At 59.6% G+C, this 24177-nt stretch carries 20 protein-coding genes; 17 read left to right on the top strand and 3 right to left on the bottom strand.

The features are described from left to right. Positions 1-15: 15 nt before the first annotated feature. The gene (locus tag R6X40_RS00415; protein ID WP_318410056.1) at positions 16-1746 is read right to left on the bottom strand and encodes a chemotaxis protein; all 1731 of its coding nucleotides are present in this window, start codon (positions 1744-1746) and stop codon (positions 16-18) included. Positions 1747-2103: 357 nt separating this feature from the next. Here R6X40_RS00415 and R6X40_RS00420 point away from each other — a divergent pair, with 357 nt between their 5' ends. The 9 genes from R6X40_RS00420 (at position 2104) to R6X40_RS00460 (ending at position 11621) form a co-directional block, all read left to right on the top strand. After that, positions 2104-2433: a hypothetical protein gene (locus tag R6X40_RS00420; protein ID WP_318410057.1), complete on the top strand. Its 330-nt coding sequence runs from the start codon at positions 2104-2106 to the stop codon at positions 2431-2433. After that, positions 2430-2798, top strand: coding sequence for a response regulator (locus tag R6X40_RS00425; protein WP_318410058.1), 369 nt, complete (start codon positions 2430-2432; stop codon positions 2796-2798). The genes R6X40_RS00420 and R6X40_RS00425 overlap by 4 nt, the downstream gene beginning before the upstream one ends. Beyond that, entirely contained in the window at positions 2795-4852 is a 2058-nt protein-coding gene (locus R6X40_RS00430) for a chemotaxis protein CheA (protein WP_318410059.1), read from the top strand. Before R6X40_RS00425 ends, R6X40_RS00430 begins: the two co-directional genes overlap by 4 nt. After that, on the top strand, positions 4849-5355 hold the full coding sequence (locus tag R6X40_RS00435; RefSeq protein ID WP_318410061.1) for a chemotaxis protein CheW: 507 nt from the start codon (positions 4849-4851) through the stop codon (positions 5353-5355). The genes R6X40_RS00430 and R6X40_RS00435 overlap by 4 nt, the downstream gene beginning before the upstream one ends. A gap of 56 nt (positions 5356-5411) precedes the next feature. Next, positions 5412-7106, top strand: a complete 1695-nt coding sequence (locus tag R6X40_RS00440) for a methyl-accepting chemotaxis protein (RefSeq protein ID WP_318410063.1) — start codon at positions 5412-5414, stop codon at positions 7104-7106. 194 nt (positions 7107-7300) lie between these two features. Beyond that, the gene (locus tag R6X40_RS00445; RefSeq protein WP_318410065.1) at positions 7301-9115 is read left to right on the top strand and encodes a methyl-accepting chemotaxis protein; all 1815 of its coding nucleotides are present in this window, start codon (positions 7301-7303) and stop codon (positions 9113-9115) included. After that, a complete protein-coding gene (locus tag R6X40_RS00450; protein ID WP_318410066.1) occupies positions 9112-9612 on the top strand; it encodes a chemotaxis protein CheW in 501 nt (166 codons plus the stop codon). The genes R6X40_RS00445 and R6X40_RS00450 overlap by 4 nt, the downstream gene beginning before the upstream one ends. Positions 9613-9616: 4 nt before the next feature. After that, positions 9617-10477, top strand: coding sequence for a CheR family methyltransferase (locus R6X40_RS00455; RefSeq protein ID WP_412178316.1), 861 nt, complete (start codon positions 9617-9619; stop codon positions 10475-10477). 52 nt (positions 10478-10529) lie between these two features. Then, a complete protein-coding gene (locus R6X40_RS00460) occupies positions 10530-11621 on the top strand; it encodes a chemotaxis response regulator protein-glutamate methylesterase (protein ID WP_318410069.1) in 1092 nt (363 codons plus the stop codon). Positions 11622-11825: 204 nt separating this feature from the next. On the opposite strand, the gene R6X40_RS00465 is transcribed toward R6X40_RS00460, so the two are convergent. Further along, positions 11826-12989 carry a dihydrodipicolinate synthase family protein gene (locus tag R6X40_RS00465; RefSeq protein WP_318410070.1) on the bottom strand — a complete coding sequence of 388 codons (1164 nt, stop codon included), beginning with the start codon at positions 12987-12989 and terminating at the stop codon, positions 11826-11828. Positions 12990-13321: 332 nt separating this feature from the next. Between R6X40_RS00465 and R6X40_RS00470 the strand changes: the two genes are divergently transcribed. From R6X40_RS00470 to R6X40_RS00490, 5 genes are read left to right on the top strand one after another with little or no spacing between them, the layout of a single operon-like run. Beyond that, positions 13322-14371 carry a LacI family DNA-binding transcriptional regulator gene (locus R6X40_RS00470; RefSeq protein ID WP_318410071.1) on the top strand — a complete coding sequence of 350 codons (1050 nt, stop codon included), beginning with the start codon at positions 13322-13324 and terminating at the stop codon, positions 14369-14371. Beyond that, positions 14368-15369 carry a Gfo/Idh/MocA family oxidoreductase gene (locus tag R6X40_RS00475; protein WP_318410072.1) on the top strand — a complete coding sequence of 334 codons (1002 nt, stop codon included), beginning with the start codon at positions 14368-14370 and terminating at the stop codon, positions 15367-15369. Before R6X40_RS00470 ends, R6X40_RS00475 begins: the two co-directional genes overlap by 4 nt. 10 nt (positions 15370-15379) lie before the next feature. Further along, positions 15380-16993, top strand: a complete 1614-nt coding sequence (locus tag R6X40_RS00480) for an acyl CoA:acetate/3-ketoacid CoA transferase (protein WP_412178295.1) — start codon at positions 15380-15382, stop codon at positions 16991-16993. Next, the gene (locus R6X40_RS00485; RefSeq protein ID WP_318410074.1) at positions 16986-17765 is read left to right on the top strand and encodes an enoyl-CoA hydratase/isomerase family protein; all 780 of its coding nucleotides are present in this window, start codon (positions 16986-16988) and stop codon (positions 17763-17765) included. The genes R6X40_RS00480 and R6X40_RS00485 overlap by 8 nt, the downstream gene beginning before the upstream one ends. Then, positions 17765-19273 carry an aldehyde dehydrogenase family protein gene (locus tag R6X40_RS00490; RefSeq protein ID WP_318410075.1) on the top strand — a complete coding sequence of 503 codons (1509 nt, stop codon included), beginning with the start codon at positions 17765-17767 and terminating at the stop codon, positions 19271-19273. Before R6X40_RS00485 ends, R6X40_RS00490 begins: the two co-directional genes overlap by 1 nt. 278 nt (positions 19274-19551) lie before the next feature. On the opposite strand, the gene R6X40_RS00495 is transcribed toward R6X40_RS00490, so the two are convergent. Further along, positions 19552-20604, bottom strand: coding sequence for a LacI family transcriptional regulator (locus R6X40_RS00495; protein ID WP_412178296.1), 1053 nt, complete (start codon positions 20602-20604; stop codon positions 19552-19554). A 326-nt stretch (positions 20605-20930) separates the two neighbouring features. Here R6X40_RS00495 and R6X40_RS00500 point away from each other — a divergent pair, with 326 nt between their 5' ends. The 3 genes from R6X40_RS00500 to R6X40_RS00510 all read left to right on the top strand — a co-directional run bounded on the left by R6X40_RS00500 (position 20931) and on the right by R6X40_RS00510 (position 24177). Continuing rightward, the gene (locus R6X40_RS00500; protein WP_318410076.1) at positions 20931-22193 is read left to right on the top strand and encodes an ABC transporter substrate-binding protein; all 1263 of its coding nucleotides are present in this window, start codon (positions 20931-20933) and stop codon (positions 22191-22193) included. Between the two features lie 89 nt (positions 22194-22282). Further along, positions 22283-23236 (top strand): sugar ABC transporter permease, encoded by a 954-nt coding sequence (locus R6X40_RS00505; protein WP_318410078.1) that lies wholly within the window; start codon positions 22283-22285, stop codon positions 23234-23236. After that, a complete protein-coding gene (locus R6X40_RS00510) occupies positions 23233-24177 on the top strand; it encodes a carbohydrate ABC transporter permease (RefSeq protein ID WP_318410079.1) in 945 nt (314 codons plus the stop codon). Before R6X40_RS00505 ends, R6X40_RS00510 begins: the two co-directional genes overlap by 4 nt.

Genomic DNA, 24177 nt, shown 5'->3' on the forward strand with positions numbered 1-24177 from the left:
GGCAAGAGCACTTGCTCAGAACAGCGCGTCGGCGAAAAGCTCGTCGTCATTGGCTGCCGCAACCGGCGCTGCGACGACTGTGCCGGCTGGCATGATCGCCTGGTGGACCGTGCGTTCCTGCGCCATCGTGTAGAGCTTGAAGATGCGCGGCCCGAGACAAGCCACGACCTCACCGAGATCGTCGATGGCCGGCATGGTGTCCCCGGCCAGATCGCAGAGATCGTCGGCGCAGGCGGCGAGAACCTCGCCAAGGTCGTTCTGGAAATCCAGCTTGCTGATCGACAGGCCGATCTTGCTGGCAACTTCCCGGCCGTGTTCAGAGAGAATGCCCAGTTCCGTTTCCATGGCGTTGGCCGCCGAGCGGATGTTGCCGATGGCAGCGCTCAGGCGTTCCGCCAGACCCGGTTCACCGCTGCTGTCGGTTGCGGCAATCGCGGAGGCTGCCTCTTCGAAACCCGTCAGTCCGTTGACGATCGCATCGGCGGATTCGTCGAGCTTGGCGGCAAAGATGCGCAGTTCGCCGGTGACGACGTTGATCGACCGGCCTTCCTCACCCATGCGGCTGCAGCGCAGGTTTGTGTTGAGCGCCATATAGTGGATGTCCATCTTGACCGCGCGAATATTCTCGATGCCCGTCAAGAGGTTGGCTGCGGTCGCGGTGGTCGACTGGCTGACATGGTTGGCCTGCAGGCTGGCGGTTTCCACCTGCTTGACGATGGCGTGGGCCGCCGAAACGCTTTCTTCCAGCGCCCGCATGAAATTGCCACCCTTGGTCTCGTCCTGGCTCTGCATCTCCGCGCGCAAGTTGAGAATGTCCCGGGTATCGTTGCTGAAGCTGGTGATGGTTTGGACGACGCTGCTGGAATCCCGCTGGAAAGCCTGCACCATGTCGACCATCTGCGCGGCGGCCAGATGGTGAACGAGGTTCTGCAGCCGCAACTGCGCATCCCGGTCAAGGCTGCGGCCTTCGTCGCTGTTCTGAAATTCGTCAAGGATCGTCAATGTCGATTGCACATGTTCGATGCGCTGGCGGGTGATGTCGCCGATCTGGAGCGCCGAAAGCGTGGTGGCCACCTTGTTCTGGACCCCACGGGCGAGCACGCCGACCTGTTTGGCGATCTCACTGAGCTTCTTGCGGTGTTCGCTGATCGTCTGGGCGTCGCGCTGCAAAGCGCCAACCACTGCCGGTACCGTCTGCTCATAGCGTTGCGCGATGCCCGACCCGAAAGTCTGGGCAACCTTCAGTTCTTTCTCCAGTGAATTGAGCTGGCCGGCGAAATTGTTGACTTCGCTGGTGCCGGAACGGATGCGATCGAGAATTTCCTCGGCAAATCCGGCGAACTCGGCAATGCCCGCGCCGGTGATCTTCACCGTCACAGCGAATGTCTGCAGATAGCGCATGGTCTCCTGCATATCGGCCACATGCGTGCGCAGTCCGGCACCGGAGCTGGAGAGAACCTGAAGATTGCTCTGGCGCATGTTTTCCAGCTGCGGCAGCTCGGACAGGCTCTTCACTGTCGCGAGTAGGTCAGCCGTGGTGTCGCTGGCAGCGCCGGCGTCGAGCGTCCTTGTGACGTTGTCCAGCGAAGCAAGCAGGCTGTTGAGAACGTCCATTACAGCGAGGAGAACACTGCCGCCCTCAAGAAAGCGCTTCTCCACCTGGGTTCGTGCCGCTTCCAGTTTGCGGCCGATATCGGAAACGGTGGCTACGCCGGTCTGGTGGGCCAATGCTGTGCTGTATGTCAAAATAGCCCTCAACTCGAAACATGTGCGGTCTTGGCGACACCGATAGGGCAAGGATGGAAATGTCTGGTTAAGTGCGGGACTCGCCTGCGTTGCAAAGGCGCGTTCAATAAGAGTCGCAACTATTGCGGGAATTATTGAGATTTATCCCGTTTCCGGGAATCGAATTTCTCTAACCAATTGAATTAATATGATTTTTTATCACGTAAATGATCGCCTATAAAAACTCTCAGGTAAGAATTCATAGTGAACAGACTCGTAATAAGTGCAGAATCTCACAACCTGAATTTACCCGGCGTTAAGGCTGGCGTGAGATTCCATGGAGGGAGAAAGAAGTATTAATCGCTTCAAAGGACTGCAATGCCTCCCCTCATCGATGAATATGTTTTGGTCGAGTTGCCAGATAAATTGAATATCAGAAATATATCTAACGTATATGATCTCATTCACCCCAAATTGGAATCTGGAAAATCACTATTGATTTCTATTCCGACGGGTGTTGAAGCCGATTTAAGCTTTATTCAGCTGATAGAATCCGCGAGAATTCGTGCGAAAACTTCCGGTTCTCATATTGTAATGTCGAAACCGGCTGAAGGTTCGGTTCTCAACGTTCTGGAGCGCGGTGGCTTCGCACAAACGTTCTCTCCCGAAGATAAAAAATTCTGGTTGCATGAAGAGGCAATACAATGACTGCGAGAATATTGACCGTCGATGACTCGGCCAGCATCCGTTTGACGACGAAGGTCACCTTGTCCAATGCGGGCTATGACATCACCGAAGCCGTCAACGGTGCCGAGGGCCTGGAAAAGGCAAAGTCGGGGCAATTCGACCTGATTGTCACGGACTTGAACATGCCGGTCATGGACGGCCTGACGATGATCGAGGAATTGCGCAAGCTGCCCGCTCATACCGGCGTGCCGATCATCTTCCTGACGACGGAATCCGACGCCGATCTGAAGGCGCGGGCAAAGGCTGCCGGTGCCACCGGCTGGCTGACAAAACCGTTTGACCCGGAAAACCTGGTCAAGATCGTCAGGAAGGTTCTCGGACGATGAGCATGACCGATCCCATCGCAGTGTTTCGAATGGAAGCGGCGGAACTTTTTGAGCAGATCGAGTCCGGCCTGCTCGATCTGACACACCGCCTGGACGACAAGGACCAGATCGACGCAGTCTTTCGCGGCCTTCACACCCTCAAGGGATCGGGGGCGATGTTCGGCTTCGACGCGCTCGCAGCGTTCACGCATCACTGCGAGACGGCCTTCGACCGGGTTCGAAAAGGCGAAAAACCGGCGACGAGCGAGCTGGTCGCCGCCGTTCTGGCGGCACAGGATCATATGCGGGCGCTGGTCGACCGGCCGACCGACGATCACGGCAATATCGGCGACGTTCTGTTGCGCCAGTTGCAGCAGGCGGTTGAAGGCGATGCTCCGGTGATTGCGCCTGCACATGCGATGCCGGTAGAGCCGGTCGCTATGGCGGTGAAAACCGCTGCCAATCGCTGGCGCATTCGCTTCAGCCTGCCGGTCAACTCAATGGTCAATGGCACCAATCCACTGGGACTGCTGGACGAACTGCATGATCTCGGCGAATGCCACATTGCTGTGAATACATCTGCTATTCCATCGCTGGACGTGCTGGTTCCGACGGACCTGCATCTGTCCTGGGATGTGACTGTTACGACCGATCAGCCACGCTCGGCGATCGATGATGTCTTTATTTTCGTGCTCGACGATATGCAGCTTGACGTCGAGACGTTGACGGATCCGGCAGCCGTCGCTGCTGAGCCGATCATTCAGGTAGAACAGCCAGAACCGGTAGCTCTGCCAATTGCGGCAATCGTTCCTGCGGTTTCGCCTGCATCCGTTGCCACGCAACCGGCGCCTGTCGTCGAGCGCGAAACGCCAAGCGCCACCGATACGCGCCAGGCAAAGGCTGCGGAAAATGTCCGGGTTCCCGCTGAGCGGCTGGACGAACTGATGGACCGGGTCGGCGAACTCGTCATCGCGCAATCGCGGTTGCGGCAGCTTGCCAGCTCGAGCATGGATTTGCAGCTGCGTTCAGTGTCAGAAGAAATCGAACGCCTCTCCGGCGAATTGCGCGATACGATGATGGTTCTGCGCATGGTGCCGGTCGGCAGCCTGTTCGGGCGGTTCCGGCGGCTGGTGCACGATCTCGCCCGTGAAACCGGCAAGGTCATTGAACTGGTCACCGAAGGCGAAACCACGGAAGTCGACAAGACCGTCATCGAACGGCTGGCCGATCCGCTGGTGCATCTGGTGCGCAACTCCATCGACCACGGTCTTGAAACTCCAGAAGAACGCCGTGCTGCAGGCAAGGACGAGGCGGGCAAGATCATGCTTTCGGCCCGTCAGGCCGGTGGCGAGGTGATCATCACCATCAGGGACGATGGCCGCGGGATTAACCGTGACCGTGTCCGGGCCAAGGCGGAATCCTCTGGTCTCATCCAGCCCGGCGCGGTGCTTTCGGATCAGGACCTGCTACAGCTGATTTTCGCTCCCGGCTTTTCGACGGCAGCCCAGGTCACCAACCTTTCCGGCCGCGGCGTCGGCATGGACGTTGTCAAGAAGACGGTCGAGACCCTGCGCGGTGCGATCGACATCACCAGCCATGCCGGGCAAGGCTCGGACGTGTCGCTGCGCATTCCGCTGACATTGGCGATCATCGACGGCCTTTTGGTGCGGGTTGGGACCGGACGTTATGTCATCCCGCTGTCGGCTGTCGAGGAATGCCTCGAACTGTCGCTCGAGGAAGATCTGCGTTCGCGTGGCCGCAGCTTCATCTCGCTGCGTGACAGTCTCGTACCATTCCTGCGGCTGCGCGATCTGTTCCGCACCGGCACGAAGCCGGATCCGCATCAGAAGGTCGTGGTCATTTCGACCGGCACCGAGCGCGTCGGCATGGTGGTCGACCAGATCATCGGCGACCACCAGACGGTCATCAAGTCGATGTCGAAGCTGCATCATGACGTCGCCACCTTTTCGGGTGCGACCATTCTCGGGGACGGTAGCGTTGCCCTCATTCTCGACGTCGCCCATCTGGTGGCGGCTGGTCAGCAACAGGAGGCGCAGGTGCGCGCGGCAGGATGATTGAAGCGGTTCAGACGAACGACAGACAGCTGCAATCCGACACGCACTGGAACAGCGATGGCGAACTGGAGGTACTGACATTCGACCTTCACGGCGAGACGTTTGCGCTTGAGGCGACGATGGTTCAGGAAATTCTCGACCTGCTTCCCGAGACCATGGTTCCCGGTGCGATGCCCTTTGTCGGTAGCGTCATCAATTTCCGCGGCAAGGTCATTCCACTTGCCGATATTCGCCTGGCTTTCGGTATGGAAGCGGCGGAAACGACGATCGACAGCCGTATCATCGTCATCGAGCTCGACCTTCAGGGCGAGCCGACGCTGGTCGGCCTGAGAACAGACAAGGTGAATGAAGTCACCACGCTTGCCAAGACATCCAGTGAGGCGCCTCCCAGCGTCGGGATGCGGTGGCGGCCGGACTACATCAATTGCCTGGTCAAGCGAGGAGGGCAATTCATCATCCTTCCCAACCTGCAGGCAATTTTCTCATTCAGGAAAGAGATTTAGCGCCGCGCAGGTTGCGACCCGGCACCCGGCGGAGGCCATATTTAAGGATTTTTGCTATGCGATTTACCATTAAACTCAAACTGGCGATCGCCTTCGGGTTCGTCATCACCTTGCTACTCGGAACGGCCGGTTACGGTATTGTCAGCCTCGGCAACCTGAACCAGACGGTCGAAGATGTGCTGCAGGGCCCGGCCGAGCGCCTGAAGCTTGCCCAGCAGATCAATATCTACCAGCTGCAGGCAATTCGCCAGCAGAAGAACCTTCTGGCCGCGACCTCCGAAAAGGAATCGATGGATGCGCGCACCAAGGGCGATCATAACCGCAAGCTTTTCGATGAGACGCTGAGCGAAGCAGCAGCCAAGGCAACCGAGCAGGGCAAGCCACGCTGGGTGAAACTCCAGGCGCTGTCTGTTCAGGCCAACGAGGCCGAAAGCCAGATCCGCAAGTTCCTCGATGTCGGTAACGCGCCAGCTGCCCAGAATATCTCTGTCACAACGGCGCGCCAGAGCGCCAATGATATGGACGCAATTCTCGAAGAGATCGTCAAGCTTGAGGAAACACGCCTTGCCGAAGCGCAGGCGGAAGCCGATGCGCTTTATCAGGATACGCGCTTCATGATGACCGCAGCCGCAAGTCTTGCGGTGCTGATTGCCATCGCCGCCGCCGTCTGGATTTCGTTGACCATCAGCAAGGGCCTGCGCCGGGCGACGGTCGCTGTCGCGGATGTTGCCGATGGCGACCTCACCAAGCTGGCCGAAATTACCAATCAGGACGAAATCGGTGCCCTTCTTGGCAATGTCAACGTTATGATCGAACGTCTGCGTGGCGTCGTTGCCGATGCCCTGTCGGCCTCCGACAATGTCTCGGCTGGTAGCCAGGAACTGTCGGCAAGCTCCGAGCAGGTCAGCCAGGGCGCGACCGAGCAGGCAGCATCTGCGGAAGAAGCGTCCGCTTCGATGGAAGAGATGGCAGCCAATATCAAGCAGAACGCTGATAATGCCGCCCAGACCGAGAAGATTGCCCGTCAATCGTCGAAGGATGCCGAAGCCAGTGGCGAAGCCGTTTCCCGCGCGGTCAGCGCCATGCGCACGATCGCCGAAAAGATCGGCATCGTTCAGGAAATCGCCCGCCAGACCGACCTTCTTGCTTTGAACGCGGCTGTGGAAGCCGCCCGTGCCGGCGAGCATGGCAAGGGCTTTGCTGTGGTTGCCTCGGAAGTCCGCAAGCTGGCTGAACGCAGCCAGTCGGCTGCAGCCGAAATCGGCCAGATGTCGAGCGATACAGTGAAGGCTGCTGCCGAAGCTGGCGACATGCTGAACCGTCTGGTTCCGGATATCCGCAAGACCGCCGAGCTGGTGTCGGAAATCTCGGCCGCCTGCCGCGAGCAGGATATCGGTTCCAGCCAGATCAACGAAGCGATCCAGCAGCTCGACAAGGTGACGCAGCAGAACGCCAGTGCATCCGAGCAAATGTCGGCAACGTCCGAAGAATTGGCAGCGCAGGCGGAAGAACTGCAGGCCTCGATCGCTTTCTTCAAGGTCGATGGCGCAAGCCACGGTGCCAGCGTCCGGAAGGTTGTTGCCCCGAAGGCGATGACGAAGGTTTCCATGACAAAGCCGGTTGCAAACCGCAGGCCGGCGCCGGTGGGGAATTCGGTTGCCTCACAGCAGGCACGGGCCAAGGGCTTTGCTCTTGATCTTTCGATGGGCGGCCCGGACGCCGAGGACCAGAACTTTCGCGAAAGCGCATAACCGACCGCAATCCGGCGGCCCTTATGGGGCCGCCGCAGTGTCCGCGTGTGTATGCGCGGGCAGGAATTCTCCGAAACTACCGGTTTCGCGGACGTGAATCACTCACCGCACCGCTCTGCTGGCTCGGACACCCTGTCAATTGGCACCCATTCGGGATGCCCATGTGTTTCCGACCTCAATGTAAGGACCTTACGGTGCGTATAACTATCAAACTGAAGCTCGCAATAGTATTTGCTGTCATCATCCTGTTGACCGGCGGAATGGCGACCCTGGCGGTCCTCAACCTGTCATCGCTGAACGCGGCGATTACGCAGATGGTCACTGGGCCGATTGTCGACATGAAGACCGTCGCCGATCTCAGCGGCGCCTTCAACGGAACTGTGCGCGCTGAAAAGAACGCGATCCTCAGTGAAAACCCGGCGGAGATCGCCGAGTTCGTCAAGTCGATGAAAGATCGCCAGGCTCAGCTGGACGGGTTCATAACGGCGCTTTCGAAATCCGAAGATCCGGACGTTCAGGCTAAAGCGGCCGAAGTTCGCACGCTCTATGAGCAGTACATGCCGCTCCAGTTGCGGGTGGCTGATCTTTCGACCCAGAATACGATGGAATCGAACAGCCAGGCATCGGCCCTGACCATGGGCGCCGGGCGCGACATGATGAACAAGGCGCTGAAAATAATCGATGAGGTCAATGTCGTCGTCACCGGCAATGTCCAGGAAACGGACGATGCGACCGACGTTCAGTATCTGAACTCGCGCATGCTGCTGATCTCGGCGACCATCGCTTTGACGCTGTTCTCGCTTGCCGCCGCCGTCTGGATTTCGCTGAATATTTCGCGTGGCCTTCGCCGCGCCGTCGAACTCGCCGATGCCGTCAGCATTGGTGATCTCAACTATGAAATCGCCCATAAGAGCAATGACGAGATCAAGGATCTGGTCAACTCGATGCAGGTCATGACGTCCAACCTGCGCAACACGGCAAGCCTTGCCGACAAGGTTGCAGACGGCGATCTGACGGTCGAACCGGCGCCATTGTCTGAAAAGGACACGCTGGGTCTGGCGCTGCAGCGCATGGTCGAGCGCCTGCGCGGCGTTGTTGCTGATGCTCTGTCTGCCTCCGACAATGTCTCGGCTGGTAGCCAGGAACTGTCTGCAAGCTCCGAGCAGATTTCGCAAGGCGCGACCGAACAGGCAGCATCGGCTGAAGAAGCCTCCGCCTCGATGGAAGAGATGGCTGCCAACATCAAGCAGAACGCTGACAACGCTGCCCAGACCGAAAAGATTGCCCGCCAGTCGTCGAAGGATGCTGAAGCCAGCGGCGAAGCCGTTGCCCGCGCCGTCAGCGCCATGCGCACGATCGCCGAAAAGATCGGTATCGTTCAGGAGATCGCCCGCCAGACTGACCTGCTTGCCCTGAACGCCGCTGTGGAAGCCGCACGTGCCGGTGAACACGGCAAGGGCTTTGCCGTCGTCGCTTCGGAAGTGCGCAAGCTTGCCGAGCGCAGCCAGTCGGCTGCCGCTGAAATCGGCCAGATGTCCGGCGATACCGTTAAGGCTGCTGCCGAAGCCGGCGATATGCTGAATCGTCTGGTTCCGGATATCCGCAAGACCGCCGAACTGGTCTCGGAAATCTCCGCTGCCTGCCGCGAGCAGGATATCGGCGCCAGCCAGATCAACGAAGCCATCCAGCAGCTCGACAAGGTCACCCAGCAGAATGCCGGTGCATCCGAGCAGATGTCGGCAACTTCGGAAGAACTGGCTGCCCAGGCAGAAGAACTGCAGACCTCGATCGCCTTCTTCAAGGTCGATGGTGCTGGCGTTCGCGTCGCTGCCAAGAAGCAGGTACAGAAGCCTGCGGCTCGCTCCCTCAACAATACCGCTGCCCGCAAGGCACCGGCCGCATCGCATAACAGCATCTCCGCCCAGCAGGCGCGTGCCAAGGGTTTTGCCCTCGATCTTTCGATGGGTGGACCTGATGCAGCCGACGCCGATTTCCGCGAAAGTGCATGACCATGGCAACAGCGCCGCTTGAATCCCAGTTCGTCACGTTCAGTCTCGGCGAGGAGGTCTTTGCCGTCCCCGTCGAGGTGGTTCGGGAAATCCTCGACTATGAGGAAGCCTTCAAGATCCCGAACGGCCCCGATTATCTGCTCGGCCTGCGCGATGTGCGCGGGCAGGGCGTGCCCACCATCGATCTCAGGCTGAAACTCGGTCTGTCGAAAACCGTGCCAACACCCCATACGCGGGTGTTGGTGATGGACATCCCGCTGGAAAGCCGGACGCTGTCGCTTGGCCTCGTTGCCGACCGCGTCTTCGAAGTCACGCCATTCCGGCGTGACCAGATCGAGGCGGCGCCGGATATCGGCATCCGCTGGCGCTCGGGCTACATTGCCGGTGTCGTGCGCCGGGAAGGCGGGTTCGTCGTCATCATCGACCTCGCCAGCCTGCTTTCGAGAGAAGAGACGGCCTTGCTGACCCTGCCGGGTGCGGCAGGGCACGCCGCCTGAGGTTATCAGCATGAATGTTGCCGTCCGTCAGACACAGTCGCTTTCCGATCATATCAGCAAGCGCAACTTCGATCGCCTCGCGCGGTTCATCTATGACTATAGCGGCATCAAGATGCCGCAGAGCAAGCTGACCATGCTTGAGGGACGCCTTCGCCGGCGTCTCCGGGCAACCAATATCGCCAGTTTTGACGATTATTGCGATTTCCTGTTCAATGAGGACGGGATAGAGCAGGAAGCCGTCTACCTGATCGATGCCGTGACGACGAACAAGACGGATTTCTTCCGGGAATCCAAACATTTCGACTTCATGCGTGATGTTTCCCTGCCAACCCTTGTCAACAAGGGTCAGCATAATCTGCGGGTCTGGAGTTCGGCCTGCTCGACCGGTGCCGAGCCCTATACGATTGCCATGGTGATGGCGGAGTTTGCCGAGGGGCGATCGGATGTCGATTATTCGATCCTTGCCACCGATCTCTCCACCGAGGTTCTGGAGGTTGCCCGCCAGGGCATCTATGCCGACGATATCGTGGCGCCGGTGCCTGCCGCCTTGCGCAAGAAATATGTGATGACTTCCAAGGAGCAGGGGCGGCGCGAGGTTCGTATCGCTTCAAGATTGCGCTCCAGGGTCGGCTTCGGCCGCATGAACCTGATGGATACCAAGTATCCGGTCGGCAATCCCATGCACATCATTTTTTGCCGCAACGTATTGATCTATTTCGACAAGCCGACGCAGTCGGACGTACTGACACGGTTGTGCGATTGCCTTTTGCCCGGCGGTTACATGTTCATCGGCCATTCCGAATCCATCACCGGCATTGATCTGCCGCTGAAGCAGGTCTCGAATACGGTTTTCCAACGGACGTGATCCGCAATCCCGGAATGGTCTTCCGGTCCATCCTCTGAAGAGACAGGCCGATATGGGAAAGAAAGTCCGCGTTCTGATCATCGACGACAGCGCCAGCGTCCGCCAGACTCTGACGGCGGTGCTGCAGCAGGATCCTGACATCGAGGTGATGGGATCGGCATCCGATCCGTTCATGGCGGCGCGCAAGATCGCCGAGGATATTCCCGACGTCATCACGCTCGACGTTGAAATGCCGCGCATGGACGGCATCACTTTCCTGCGCAAGCTGATGGCGCAGCATCCCATTCCGGTGGTGATGTGTTCGTCGCTGACCGAGACCGGATCGGAAACGTTGCTGCAGGCGCTTGAAGCCGGTGCCGTTGATATCATCCTGAAGCCAAAAATCGGCGCTGCCGATCATCTGGCCGAAAGCGGCATGCGTATTCGCGAAGTGGTAAAAAGTGCGGCGCAAGCGCGTGTTTCGGGCGCGCGCCGGCCATCGGCAGGCGCTGCCGGTAGCTCCAGTTCGAACGCCAGGCTGACAGCGGATGCGATGCTGCCGCCGCCGACAGGGCGTGCCATGGCCAAGACCACCGAGATGGTCGTTTGCGTCGGTGCGTCCACGGGCGGAACGGAAGCCTTGCGCGAAATGCTGGAAGCGCTGCCTGCCAATGCTCCAGGCATCGTCATCGTCCAGCATATGCCGGAAAAATTCACCGCCGCCTTTGCCAAGCGGCTGAACAGTCTTTGCGAAGTCGAGGTCAAGGAGGCAGTTGATGGTGATCCGGTGCTGCGCGGCCATGTACTGATCGCGCCGGGCGACCAGCACATGCTGCTGGAGCGTCAGGGTGCGCGTTATTACGTTTCAGTCAAGACCGGACCGCTGGTTTCGCGCCACCGGCCATCGGTGGATGTGCTGTTCCGCTCGGCCGCCCGTGCCGCCGGCGGCAATGCCATGGGTGTCATCATGACCGGCATGGGCGACGACGGCGCGCGCGGCATGGAGGAAATGAAACAGGCAGGCGCCTTCACCGTGGCGCAGGATGAAGCGACATCCATCGTCTTCGGCATGCCGAAGGAAGCGATCGCCCGTGGTGGTGTCGATCGGGTGGTGCCGCTTGATCAAATTGCCCGCGAGATATTGATGGCGCAGGCGCGGTTTTGAGGGAACTTCGAGTTTGCGGAAGCGCACCCCCCTCTGTCGGCAACGCCGACATCTCCCCCTCAAGGGGGGAGATTGGCCGCTAACCTCCTGCCTCCTTCACGAGAGACAACGGGAAAAAGAATGATCTCCCCCCTTGAGGGGGAGATGTCACGCAGTGACAGAGGGGGGTAAAACCTCCGCAAACTGGAGTAAATGAGAAAACCCTCAAACCCCCTGCGTCACCATAAACGCCTTCATCCGCTCCGCTGCCATATCCGGCATATCCAGCACATTGGCTTTGTCGGCCAGGCGGAAGATGTCGGCATAGTGCAGAACGCCGCGGGCGGATTGCATGCCGGCCGGCATGGTGAAGTGCCTCTGATGGCCGTTCATCCATGCAAGGAAAACCACGCCCGCCTTGTAATATTGCGTCGGTGCCTCGAAGATTTTCCGGGACAGCGGAACGGTCGGCTCGATCACCGCGCGGAATGTCGCGACATCGCCGTTTGCCAGCGAGGCCAGTGCCTTCGAGGCTGAGGGTGCGACCGCATCGAAGATGCCGAGCAGGGCGTGGCTATACTTTTCGCCGTCGCCTTCGATCAGTTCCGCATAGTTGAAATCGTCGCCGGTGAAGCAGAGAACGCCGTCTGGCAGGCGGTTGCGCAAGGCGACTTCACAGGCGTTGTCGAGCAGCGAAATCTTGATGCCTTCGACCTTGGCCTTGTTCTCGTCGATGATCGACAGAACGGTATCGAGTGCCGTGTTGAAATCTTCTGCCCCCCAATAGCCTTTCAGTTGCGGATCGAACATGTCGCCGAGCCAGTGCAGGACAACCTTGTCCTTGGTCTGCGACAGGATGCGACCATAGACCTTGCGGTAATCATCCGGTGAGGTGGCGATGCGGGCAAGCGCCCGGCTGGCCATCATGATCGACCGGCCATCTTCTTTTTCAACAAAACCGATCTGCGTTTCATAGGCGCGGATAACATCATCGAGCGAGCGCGTATCGGCGGGCGCAAGATGATCGGTGCCGGCGCCACAGGCGAGATCGGCACCCGGTACCGTGCGGGCCTCGGTCAGCGATCGGCGGATCAGTTCCTGGGCACCTGCCCAATCGAGGCCCATGCCGCGCTGCGACGTATCCATTGCCTCGGCAATCTTGAAACCCAGCGCCCAGAGGTGATGACGGAATGCCATCGTCCTTTCCCAGTCGATTGCCGGGCGGCCCCACGGGTCAAGGTCGCGCAGCGGATCGGAGACGATGTGCGCAGCCGCATAGGCGATGCGATTGAAGACAGGAACCGTTTGCGGCTGCGCAATCGGCGTTCCCGTCAAGCGGTAGATCTCAAGCGAACCATCAGCGCGCGGCAGCGACAGGGTGGCGGACATGCAGGCTCCTCCTTGGGTGTTGCTAGCCGATTAATTTAGATCGTTCCAAATTTCAAGAAATATTTTGTTGAGAAGGTGACGCTGCGGCGCGTTTCCAAGGTGTGCTTTGCAACGTCATTCTAACGCTGTGGATATCGATTTTGATCGCCTAATTCGACTATTTGTTATTTAATTCAATGAATTGCCTTGACCATTCTTTGTGGTGTTTTGGCTTTGGGCGCTGTTCGCCGGTCCGCAGCAGTGCTTTTTCAGAAATCGCCTTGACAAAATTGGAACGTTCCAATTATCTAAGGACAAGCGGTGAGGCAAGAAGAGCTCGCTGGGAGGAAAATGTGGGTAAGGAACGGGTGACAGTCATCGATATTGCGCATGCCGCCGGCGTGTCGAAGTCGACCGTGTCCCTGGTCCTTCAGGCCAGCCCGCTCGTCAACGAGGTGACCAGGGCCAAGGTCAATGCCGTCATTCGCGATCTCGGCTATGTCTACAATCGCGGTGCCGCCAACCTGCGCCAATCCAATTCCAAATCGAAGATCATCGGCATCGTCGTCAACGACCTGACCAACAGCTTCTTTGCCGAGCTTGCCGTCGGCGTCGATATGGTCGTGCAATCGGCCGGTTATGTACAGTTTCTCGCCAATACCGCCGAGAGTGTCGACCGTCAGCGCGAGGTCATCGCCTCGATGCGCGAGCACGGCATTTCCGGCCTGATCCTGTCGCCGGCCCGCGGCACGGATGCTGCCGACCTCAAGTCGCTGGTGGCGAGCGGCATTCCCGTCGTCAATGTCGTCCGGCAGGTTTCTGGTGCAAAAGTGTCGTCGCTGGTCTCGGATAATCATGCGGGCATGCGTGACGCGGTTCGCCATCTGGCCGGGCTTGGTCATCACCGCATCGCCTTTCTCGGCGGTTTTCCTGATACGGCTGTCTTCAACGAGCGGCTGCAGGGCTATCGCGACGCGCTGTCGGATATGGATCTGGCCATGCATGACGAACTGGTTGTCAGTTCGGCGCCATCGCGGGCAGGGGGTGTTGCCGCCATCGAGCGGGCGCTGATGTTGCGCGAGCGGCCGACGGCGGCAGTTTGCTTCAACGATGCGGTCGCCTTCGGTGTTTGCGACGGTTTGCGCGCCCATCGTCTCGATCCCGGCGAGGATTTTGCCGTGATCGGCTTTGACGACGTGATTGAGGCGCAGACGGCGGTGCCGGCGCTGACGACGATTTCGGTCGATCCGCAGGGCATGGGGCGCCGGGCGGCGCAGCTTCTTTTGAAACAGATCAATGCCGGACGGGCGGACGCCGAAGCGATCGTCAGTTCCGTGCGGCTGGTCGTGCGCCAAAGCTGTGGCGCCGCCATCGACAAGCGCGAAAGGCTATCGTTGTTATGACACGTTGGGGTTTGATCGGGGCAAGCACGATTGCTCATGAATGGGTGATCGACGCGATCCACGCGGTTGGCGGCGAGATCGTTTCGGTGATGAGCACCAGCGCCGAGCGCGGTGCCAAATATGCTGCGGATCACGGTATCGCCAAGTCGGTCACCAGCGTTGCGGAGCTTGTCGACGATCCCAACGTTCAGGCGGTCTATGTCTCCACCACCAATGAACTGCACCGCGACCAGGTGATCGCGGCGGCGAAGGCCGGAAAGCACATTCTCTGCGAAAAACCGCTGGCAACCTCGCTTGAGGATGCGCGCACCATGGTCAAGGCCGCCCGCGATGCCGGTGTCGTCATGGCAACCAATCATCATCTGCGTGGTGCTGCCACCCACCGGGCAATGCGCGATGCGATCGCAGCCGGCAAGATCGGTAAGCCGCTGGCGGCCCGTGTGTGCCATGCCGGCTATCTGCCGCCGCATCTGCAGGGCTGGCGCCTCGACAAGCCGGAAGCGGGCGGCGGGGTCATTCTCGATATCACCGTGCACGACACCGATACGCTGCGCTTCGTGCTTGGTGACGATCCCGTCGAGGCGGTTGCGCTCGGTCAATATGGCGGCATGGCAAAGGCCGGGCTTGAGGATGCGGCCATGGGCGTTCTGCGCTTCAAGTCGGGTTTGATTGCCCAGTTCCACGATGGTTTCACCACCAAATATGCGGTGACGGGCTTTGAGGTGCATGGCTCGGACGGATCGCTGATCGCGCGCAACTGCATGACGCAGAAGGCAATTGGCACCGTCACCCTGCGCAATGCCGATGGCGAGACGGAGCTGCCGCTCGACCACCGTAATCTCTACGAAAACACGCTGATCGCTTTTGACGACGCGATTGCCGGCAAGGGCAAGCCTCTTTGCGGTGCCGAGGACGGCATCTGGTCGCTGGCCACTGGGTTGGCGGTGATGAAATCAGCGCAGACCGGCGGCACCGTCGCGATTGAAACGGGACTTTGAGAGCATTTCCATGAGCAAGCATATCACCCCGGCTGAGGCAGCCTCCCTGATCCCCGATGGAGCGACCGTTTCGGTCTCGTCCTCGAGCGGGCTCGGCTGCCCGGACCTGATGCTGAAAGCCATCGGCGAGCGATTTGATGCCACCGGCCATCCGCGCGATCTAACGACGCTGCACCCGATTGCCGCCGGCGACATGAGCGGTATCAAGGGCGTTGATCACATCGCCAAGAAAGGCCTGCTGAAGAAGATCATCGGCGGTTCCTACCCTTCCGGCCCGTCCACATCCGAGCCGCCGCTGATCTGGCAGATGATCGGCAACAACGAGGTTGCTGCCTACAACATCCCGTCCGGCGTGCTGTTCGACATGCACCGCGAAGCCGCCGCCAAGCGTCCGGGCGTGCTGACCAAGATCGGCCTCGATACGTTCGTCGATCCGTCGCGTCAGGGCTGCGCGATGAATGCCGCGGCCGCGGCTGAGCCGGTCGTCAAGAAGATGGAATTCGAGGGCGAGGACTGGCTGTATTTCAAGGCGATCGTGCCGCAGGTGGCGATCATCCGGGCGACGACCGCCGACGAGCGCGGCAACCTGACCTATGAGCACGAAGGCGCTTATCTCGGCGGCCTCGACCAGGCGCTCGCCGCCCGCAACAATGGCGGCATCGTCATTGCGCAGGTCAAGCGCATCACCAAGTCGGGCTCGCTGAAGCCGCACGATGTGCGCGTGCCGGGCATGCTGGTCGATTATGTCATTGTCGATCCCGACCAGAAGCAGACGACGCTAACCGATTATGATCCGGCGATCTCAGGTGAAATCTTCCGGCCGCTCGACAGTTTCCGCGTGCCGGAATTCAACATCCAGAAGGTCATCGCTCGCCGTGTCGCGCAGGAATTGCAGGGTGGCTCTTGCGTCAATCTCGGCTTCGGCATCTCGGCCAACGTGCCGCGCATCCTGCTGGAAGAAGGTCTTCATGGCGCCGTCACCTGGGTGATCGAGCAGGGCGCTGTCGGAGGTGTGCCGTTGCTCGATTTTGCCTTCGGTTGCGCCTCGAATGCCGATGCTTTCATGCCGTCGCCCTACCAGTTCACCTATTTTCAGGGCGCCGGCTTCGATGCCTCGCTGCTGTCTTTCCTTGAGATCGATAAGTCCGGCTCGGTCAATGTCTCGAAACTCTCCTTCCGGCCGCATGTGACGGCAGGGGCGGGCGGATTCGTCGATATTACCGCGCGGGCAAAGAAGATCGTCTTTTCCGGTATGTTCAATGCCGGCGCAAAACTCTCGATGGCCGATAGCAAGCTGGTGATCGAGAAGGAGGGCAAGCTGAAGAAGCTGGTCAACGAAGTCGAGCACGTTACTTTCTCGGGCCGCCGTGCCGTCGAGCAGGGGCAGGACATCACCTATGTCACCGAGCGTTGCGTGATGAAGCTCACGGTCGATGGCATTGTGCTGACGGAGATCGCGCCGGGCGTCGATCTGCAGACGCAGATTCTCGATCAGTCAGAATTCCCGCTGATCGTTTCGGACACGCTGAAGATCATGGACGAGGCGCTGTTTCATGAAGCTCCGATCGGGCTGACGCTGCCGGAAAAGCCGATCCGGAAGCTGGAGGGGGCGGTGCATGTCTGACGAGCGAATCCGCATTGAGATCGACGGTGCGATTGCCATCCTGACCGTTGCACGGCCGGACAAGCTGAATGCCTTCGATATCGACATGCTGAAGGCACTTTCTGCTGCCTGCGATACGGTGGAAGCGGATGAGAATATCCGCGTCGTGATCCTGACGGGGGAGGGCAAGGCCTTTTCTGCCGGTGGCGATATCAAGGCGTGGGGGGCGATGAGCCCGAACGAATTCGGCCATCAATGGGTGCGTTTCGGTCACCGCGTGTTCGAGCGTCTTGCAACGCTGCGCATGCCGGTGATTGCTGCGATGAACGGCCACGCGCTTGGCGGCGGACTGGAGCTTGCGGCGGCAGCGGACATCCGTATCGCCGAATCCCAGATCAAGATCGGCCTGCCGGAAACGAGCCTCGGCATGGTGCCGGGCTGGTCGGGCACGCAGCGCCTGGTCAAGCGTTTTGGCGCGCAGGCTGTTCGGCGCATGGTCTTGGGCGGCGAGATGTTTACGGCGGATGAGGCGCGGTTGCTCGGGTTGGTCGATGCGGTGGCGGAGACTGGCACGGTGCTGGCGGTTGCCCGGGAATACGCGGAGCGGATCGCCAAGCGCGGCCCGGCCGCCCTCGAAATCTGCAAGCTGATGATCGCCTCGGCGAATGGCGAAGACAACGGTACGGCCGTCGAGGCGCTGGGATCAATCCTGGCCGCCAAGACCGGCGACATGAAGGAGGGCGTTGCGGCTTTTACCGGCAAGCGCCCCGCGGAATTCAAAGGAGAATGGTAATGACGGTTCTGGTGAAGCCCAAGGCGTTGACTGACGTAAAGGTGCGCGACTTCCAGATGCTGATCGACGGCAAATGGGGGAATGCGGCCGAAGGCAGGACGCTGGAGCGTGTGGCTCCCGGCCATGGCGTCCCCGTCAGCCGCTATCAGGCCGCAACCAAGGTCGATGCCGAGCGGGCGATCGCTGCCGCGCGCAAGGCTTTCGATGATGGCCCATGGCCACGCATGACGGCGTCGGAGCGTTCGCTGGTTCTGCTCAGGGCCGCCGACATGATCGCTTCGCGTGCCGATGAACTCGCCTATCTCGATTGTATCGAATCCGGCAAGCCGATCAGCCAGGCTAAGGGCGAACTCGGCGGTGCTGCCGATATCTGGCGTTATGCAGCAGCTCTTGCCCGCGACCTGCATGGCGAAAGCTATAATACGCTGGGTGATGGCACGCTTGGCGTCGTGTTGCGCGAAGCGATCGGCGTCGTCTCGATCATTACACCCTGGAATTTCCCGTTCCTGATCGTCAGCCAGAAGCTGCCTTTTGCGCTCGCTGCCGGTTGCACTGCGGTGGTCAAGCCCTCCGAACTTACATCCGGTTCGACGCTGGTTCTTGGCGAAATTCTGGAGGCGGCCGGTGTTCCAGTCGGCGTTGTCAACATCATCACCGGCACCGGTCCTGATGTCGGTGCAATCATGACCACCCATCCGGATGTGGACATGGTTTCGTTTACCGGCTCCACCGGCGTCGGCAAGCTGACGATGAGCAATGCGGCGCAGACCTTGAAAAAGGTGTCGCTCGAACTCGGCGGCAAGAACCCGCAGATCGTCTTTCCGGATGCCAATCTCGACGACTTCATCGATGCGGCGGTGTTCGGCGCCTATTTCAACGCCGGCGAGTGCTGCAATGCCGGTTCGCGGCTGATCGTCCACAAAGATATTGCGCAGGATGTCATCGCCCGCATCGCTGACATGTCGGCCAAGGTCAAGGTTGGCGATCCGCTCGATCCGGAAACCCAGGTTGGCGCAATCATCACGCCGCAGCATCTGGAAAAGATCGTTGGCTATGTCTCCGCCGCCTCCGGCAAAGGTGCGACGATCTCGCATGGTGGCGCGGCGCTCGATCTCGGCTCCGGCCAGTTCATGTCGCCGACCATTCTTTCGGCCGTCACGCCTGACATGGCTGTTGCCCGCGAAGAAGTGTTCGGACCGGTCCTGTCCGTGCTGACCTTCGAGACCACGGATGAGGCGATCCGCATTGCCAACTCCATCGATTACGGCCTGTCCGCTGGCGTCTGGAGCCGGGATTTCGATACTTGCCTGATCGTTGGCCGCAAGGTGCGGGCCGGCACGGTCTGGATGAACACCTTCATGGACGGCGCCTCCGAGCTTCCGTTCGGCGGTTACCGCCAGTCCGGCCTCGGCCGCGAACTCGGCCGTCATGCGGTGGAGGATTATACCGAGACGAAAACGCTCAACATGCATATCGGCGGCCGCACCGGCTGGTGGATGCCGCGTTAAGCATGGGTGAGATGGGGAGAAGGGAGGGCGTGATGAGACTGAATTTGAAGGATTTGGAGCAGGGCGCTAGCTCCTCCTCCATCATCGCTTATATAAATGCGATCGAATTCGGGGGCGCGTACCCCCCTCTGTCACTGCGTGACATCTCCCCCTCAAGGGGGGAGATCATTCTTTTTCCTTGTGATCACAGAAGTTGCGGTCAATCTCCCCCCTTGAGGGGGAGATGCCCGATAGGGCAGAGGGGGGTGAACTCCGCGCTCAGCAGTTTAACTGCTGCCTCACACCGCCGGAAAATTCACAGTCGGCTTGAGCAGAACCTGCATATCCGTCGTGTCCTTGCCGCCGATCCGCGCCAAGAGGACGTGGCCCATCTGTTCGCCGGTGTCGACCAGGTCCTCGTAGATCGTCTCGACCTTGGGCTGGATGTTGACGAGCAGTTTCGACGTTTGCTTGGCGACGATGTCGTATTCGAGACCGAGCGTCAGGCCGCGGTCGCTCATGCCGGTGATCGTTGCGAGCGCCGAGACTTCACCGCCGCAGGTGAAACCGTCGGGCGCATCCGGTTCTCCGGCGCGGCGGCTGATGAAGTCGCGGATGTGGTCGATCGGGCTGTCGAGATGGATCTCGTCGGGGATTTCGTAGGCGACGCCTGCCTCGCGGATGGCGGTCATGAAGCCGTGCAACAGGTGCTGGGAGAAGGTCATGCGCTTCGGCGGCAGGATGATCATCGGCTTGCGGCGGCCGTGCACGATCAGCCGCTTGGTCGCCTCGTAGGCGAAGGAAAAATTGTCGTAGTCGACATAGGGGTGAGGGGTGGAGAGCTCCGTTCTCCCATGACAAACGAACGGAAAATCGTTCTCGATCAGGAAGCGCACGCGCGGGTCGAACGGTTCGGTGCGCGAGAAGATCAGCCCGTCTGCCATGCTGTTGCGCACGATGTGGCGCACTGCGTCGAGATTGCTGTCATTCAGGAAATTCGGCGTGACGATGAGATGGTAGGGTGTGTCGGTGAGCGCCTTGGCAAGCCCCAGCATCAGCGACGTGCCGTAGCCGAGGATTTCCTCGTGCGGGTCCAGGAGCACGCTGATGACATTGGTGCGGCCGGTCTTCAGTCGCTGCGCCGCACGGTCGGGCAGGTAGCCGATCTGGCTTGCCACCTCGTGCACGCGCCGCCGGGTTTCGGCCGAAATCTGCGGCGCATTGCTGAGCGCGCGCGACACCGTCGTCACGGCAAACCCGGTCATATCGGCAATCGTGCGCAGGGTCGGTCTGACATGCCGAGCAGGGGCTTGGTCGGGCGTCATGGGTTTGGGAGTGTCTGCCAATGACATTCTTTCTGTACGCAATCACGAACCGCTTTGTAACGCGCAACAAACGGATGCGCAATGCATGCTGTGCAAACGTTATAAATGAGTTTTCCTTGATGCGATGTGCTGCGATGCAACATGAAAATTATGCTTATAAAACAGCAAATTCAATGTGTTCTGTTTCGAGCATCCAAAACACGCGCGACGGCTTGACTTGAGGGTGTTTATAACGTTTTAAATTAGCCAGCGGCGTGTGCCGCAGAATTATTGCTACCCCGTTTTGGGAATGGGACGGCACTCAACGGCGGGAGGAGATTCCGCCTCGATGACTTGCAACCGGGAGGATTACGATGCGCAAGTTTATGACGACGACGGCAATGGCAGCTTTGATGGTGGCGGGCTGCGGCCTGGCTGCCCATGCCGAGGATGTCAAGGAAGTTCAGATGCTGCATTGGTGGACGTCGGGTGGCGAAGCTGCTGCCTTGAACGTTCTGAAGGGTGATCTGGCAAAGGAAGGCTTTGCCTGGAAAGACGTGCCGGTCGCCGGCGGTGGCGGCGACGCTGCCATGACCGCGCTGAAGGCCATGGTTGCCGCAGGTACCTATCCGACAGCCTCGCAAATGCTTGGCTACACCGTGCTCGACTATGCACAGGCAGGCGTCATGGGCGATCTCACGGCAACCGCTGTCAAGGAAGGCTGGGACAAGTCGGTTCCGGCTGCCCTGCAGAAGTTCTCGGTCTATGATGGCAAATGGGTTGCTGCCCCGGTCAACGTTCACTCGGTGAATTGGCTGTGGATCAACAAGGCCGTGATGGACAAGATCGGCGGCACCGAGCCGAAGACCTTCGAAGACCTGGTTGCCCTGCTCGACAAGGCCAAGGCTGCCGGTGTTACCCCGCTCGCGCTGGGTGGCCAGAACTGGCAGGAAGCCACGATGTTCGACTCGATCGTACTCTCGACGGGCGGGCCTGAGTTCTACAAGAAGGCCTTCAACGATCTCGACGAGGAGTCGCTGAAGTCCGACACGATGAAGAAGTCGTTCGATAACCTCGCAACGATGATCAAATATGTCGATCCGAACTTCTCGGGCCGCGACTGGAACCTGGCAACCGCCATGGTCATCAAGGGCGATGCTCTCGTGCAGGTCATGGGTGATTGGGCCAAGGGCGAATTCGTCGCCGCCAAGAAGACCCCGAACACCGACTTCCTGTGCTACCGCTTCCCGGGCACTGACGGCAGCGTGATCTACAACTCCGACATGTTCGGCATGTTCAATGTTCCGGATAACCAGAAGGCTGCACAGGTTGCGCTTGCAACGGCGACGCTTTCGAAGAGCTTCCAGTCGGCGTTCAACGTCGTCAAGGGCTCGGTTCCTGCCCGTACCGACGTTCCGGACACGGATTTCGATGCTTGCGGCAAGAAGGGCATCGCTGACCTGAAGGCTGCCAATGACGGTGGCACGCTGTTTGGTTCGCTGGCCCAGGGTTACGGCGCCCCGCCGGCCATCGCCAACGCCTACAAGGACGTCGTGTCCAAGTTCGTGCATGGCCAGATCAAGACCTCCGACGAAGCCGTGACGGAACTCGTCAAGGCCATCGACGACGCACGTTGATCTCACTTTGAACAGGACCCTTCCCCGCGCAAGCGGGGGAGGTTTCCAGACACGATGACCGATGACGGCCCTGGGAGGGGACGACTATTATGAGCACTGTTGCTACCCCCGAAATTATCCTGACGCCAGAGCGTTCGACGCGGATCACGCTCCGCTCCCGCCTGCAGGACGCGCTGCCGAAGATCGTACTGGCGCCAAGCTTCGTCATCACGCTGGTCTTCGTCTACGGCTTCATTATCTGGACGGGTTACCTGTCCTTCACCAATTCCAAGACCTTTCCGTCCTATGACCTGACGGGCGCGCGCGCCTATCAGCGGCTCTGGCGCTGGACGTTCGAAAACGATCCGCCATCGAGCTGGTACACGTCGATTACCAATATGGGTATTTTCGGCTTTCTCTATATCGGCATCTGCCTGGCGCTCGGCCTGTTTCTGGCCATCCTGCTTGACCAGAAGATCCGGGGCGAAGGCCTGCTGCGCCCGATCTATCTTTACCCGATGGCGCTGTCCTTCATCGTCACCGGTGTTGCCTGGAAATGGTTCCTCGATCCGGGCCTGGGTCTCGAGCAGACGTTACATCAGTGGGGTTGGACCAGCTTCCATTTCGACTGGATCAAGAACAAGGATTTCGTCATCTACACCGTCGTCATTGCCGGTGTCTGGCAGGCCTCGGGCTTTGTCATGGCGATGTTTCTCGCCGGTCTGCGCGGTATCGACGGTGAGATCATGAAAGCAGCGCAGATCGATGGCGCAACCACCATCCAGCTTTATCGCCGTATCATCATTCCGTTGCTGCGCCCGGTCTTTCTCTCTGCCTTCATCGTACTCGCCCATATGGCGATCAAGTCCTACGATCTTGTGGTGGCGCTGACATCGGGCGGCCCCGGAGGCTCGGCCTGGCTGCCGTCCAACTTCATGTATGAATACACGTTCAAGCGGAACGAAATGGCCGTCGGCTCTGCCAGCGCGATCATCATGCTGATGACCATCTCGGCGATCATCGTTCCCTATCTCTATTCCGAACTCAGGGAGAAATCACGATGAGCGCGATCGTCTCCTCGGGTACGGCGGCACGCCGCAGCAATGGCGCACGGATGGTCAATCGCGTCTTCATCTATGGCCTGCTGGCGTTCTTCGCCATCGTCTATCTGATGCCGCTGTTCGTCATGCTGGTCACTTCTTTCAAGACGATGGAGGAGATCCAGAACGGCAATATGCTGTCGCTGCCGAGCTCACCGACATTTCAGCCTTGGGTCAAGGCCTGGGGCGAAACCTGCGTCGGTCTCACCTGCGCCGGGATCAAGGGGTACTTCTGGAACTCGCTGAAGATGGTCATTCCGGCCGTGCTGATCTCGACGATCCTCGGTGCCTTGAACGGCTACGTGCTGACCAAATGGCGGTTTCGCGGCCACACGCTGGTCTTTGGAATGATGCTGTTTGCCTGCTTCATTCCGTTTCAGTCGGTGCTTCTTCCGATGGCAACCATTCTCGGCAGTCTCGGCCGGTTTGGCACGACGTTGCAAAACGCCACCGGTTTCCGCTTTGGTTTCGGTAACCCGACCGTCAACCTTGTGCTGGTTCACGTCATTTATGGTCTCGGGTTCACGACGCTGTTCTTCCGCAATTTCTACGAGGCTTTCCCAACCGAGCTGGTGAAAGCGGCTCAGGTTGATGGTGCCGGTTTCTTCCAGATCTTCCGGCGGATCATGCTGCCGAATTCTCTGCCGATCATCGTCGTCACGGTGATCTACCAGTTCACCAATATCTGGAACGACTTTCTGTTCGCCTCGGCTTACGCCGGAACCGGCGAGTCCATGCCGATGACTGTGGCGCTCAACAACGTCGTCAACACCTCCACCGGCGTCGTCGAATACAACGTCAACATGGCAGCCGCGATGATCGCCGCCATGCCCACGCTTCTCGTTTACGTTCTCGCCGGCCGCTATTTCGTACGCGGGCTGATGGCGGGCGCGGTTAAAGGATAA

This window comes from Rhizobium sp. PL01 (assembly GCF_033447125.1).
GTDB lineage: Bacteria > Pseudomonadota > Alphaproteobacteria > Rhizobiales > Rhizobiaceae > Pararhizobium.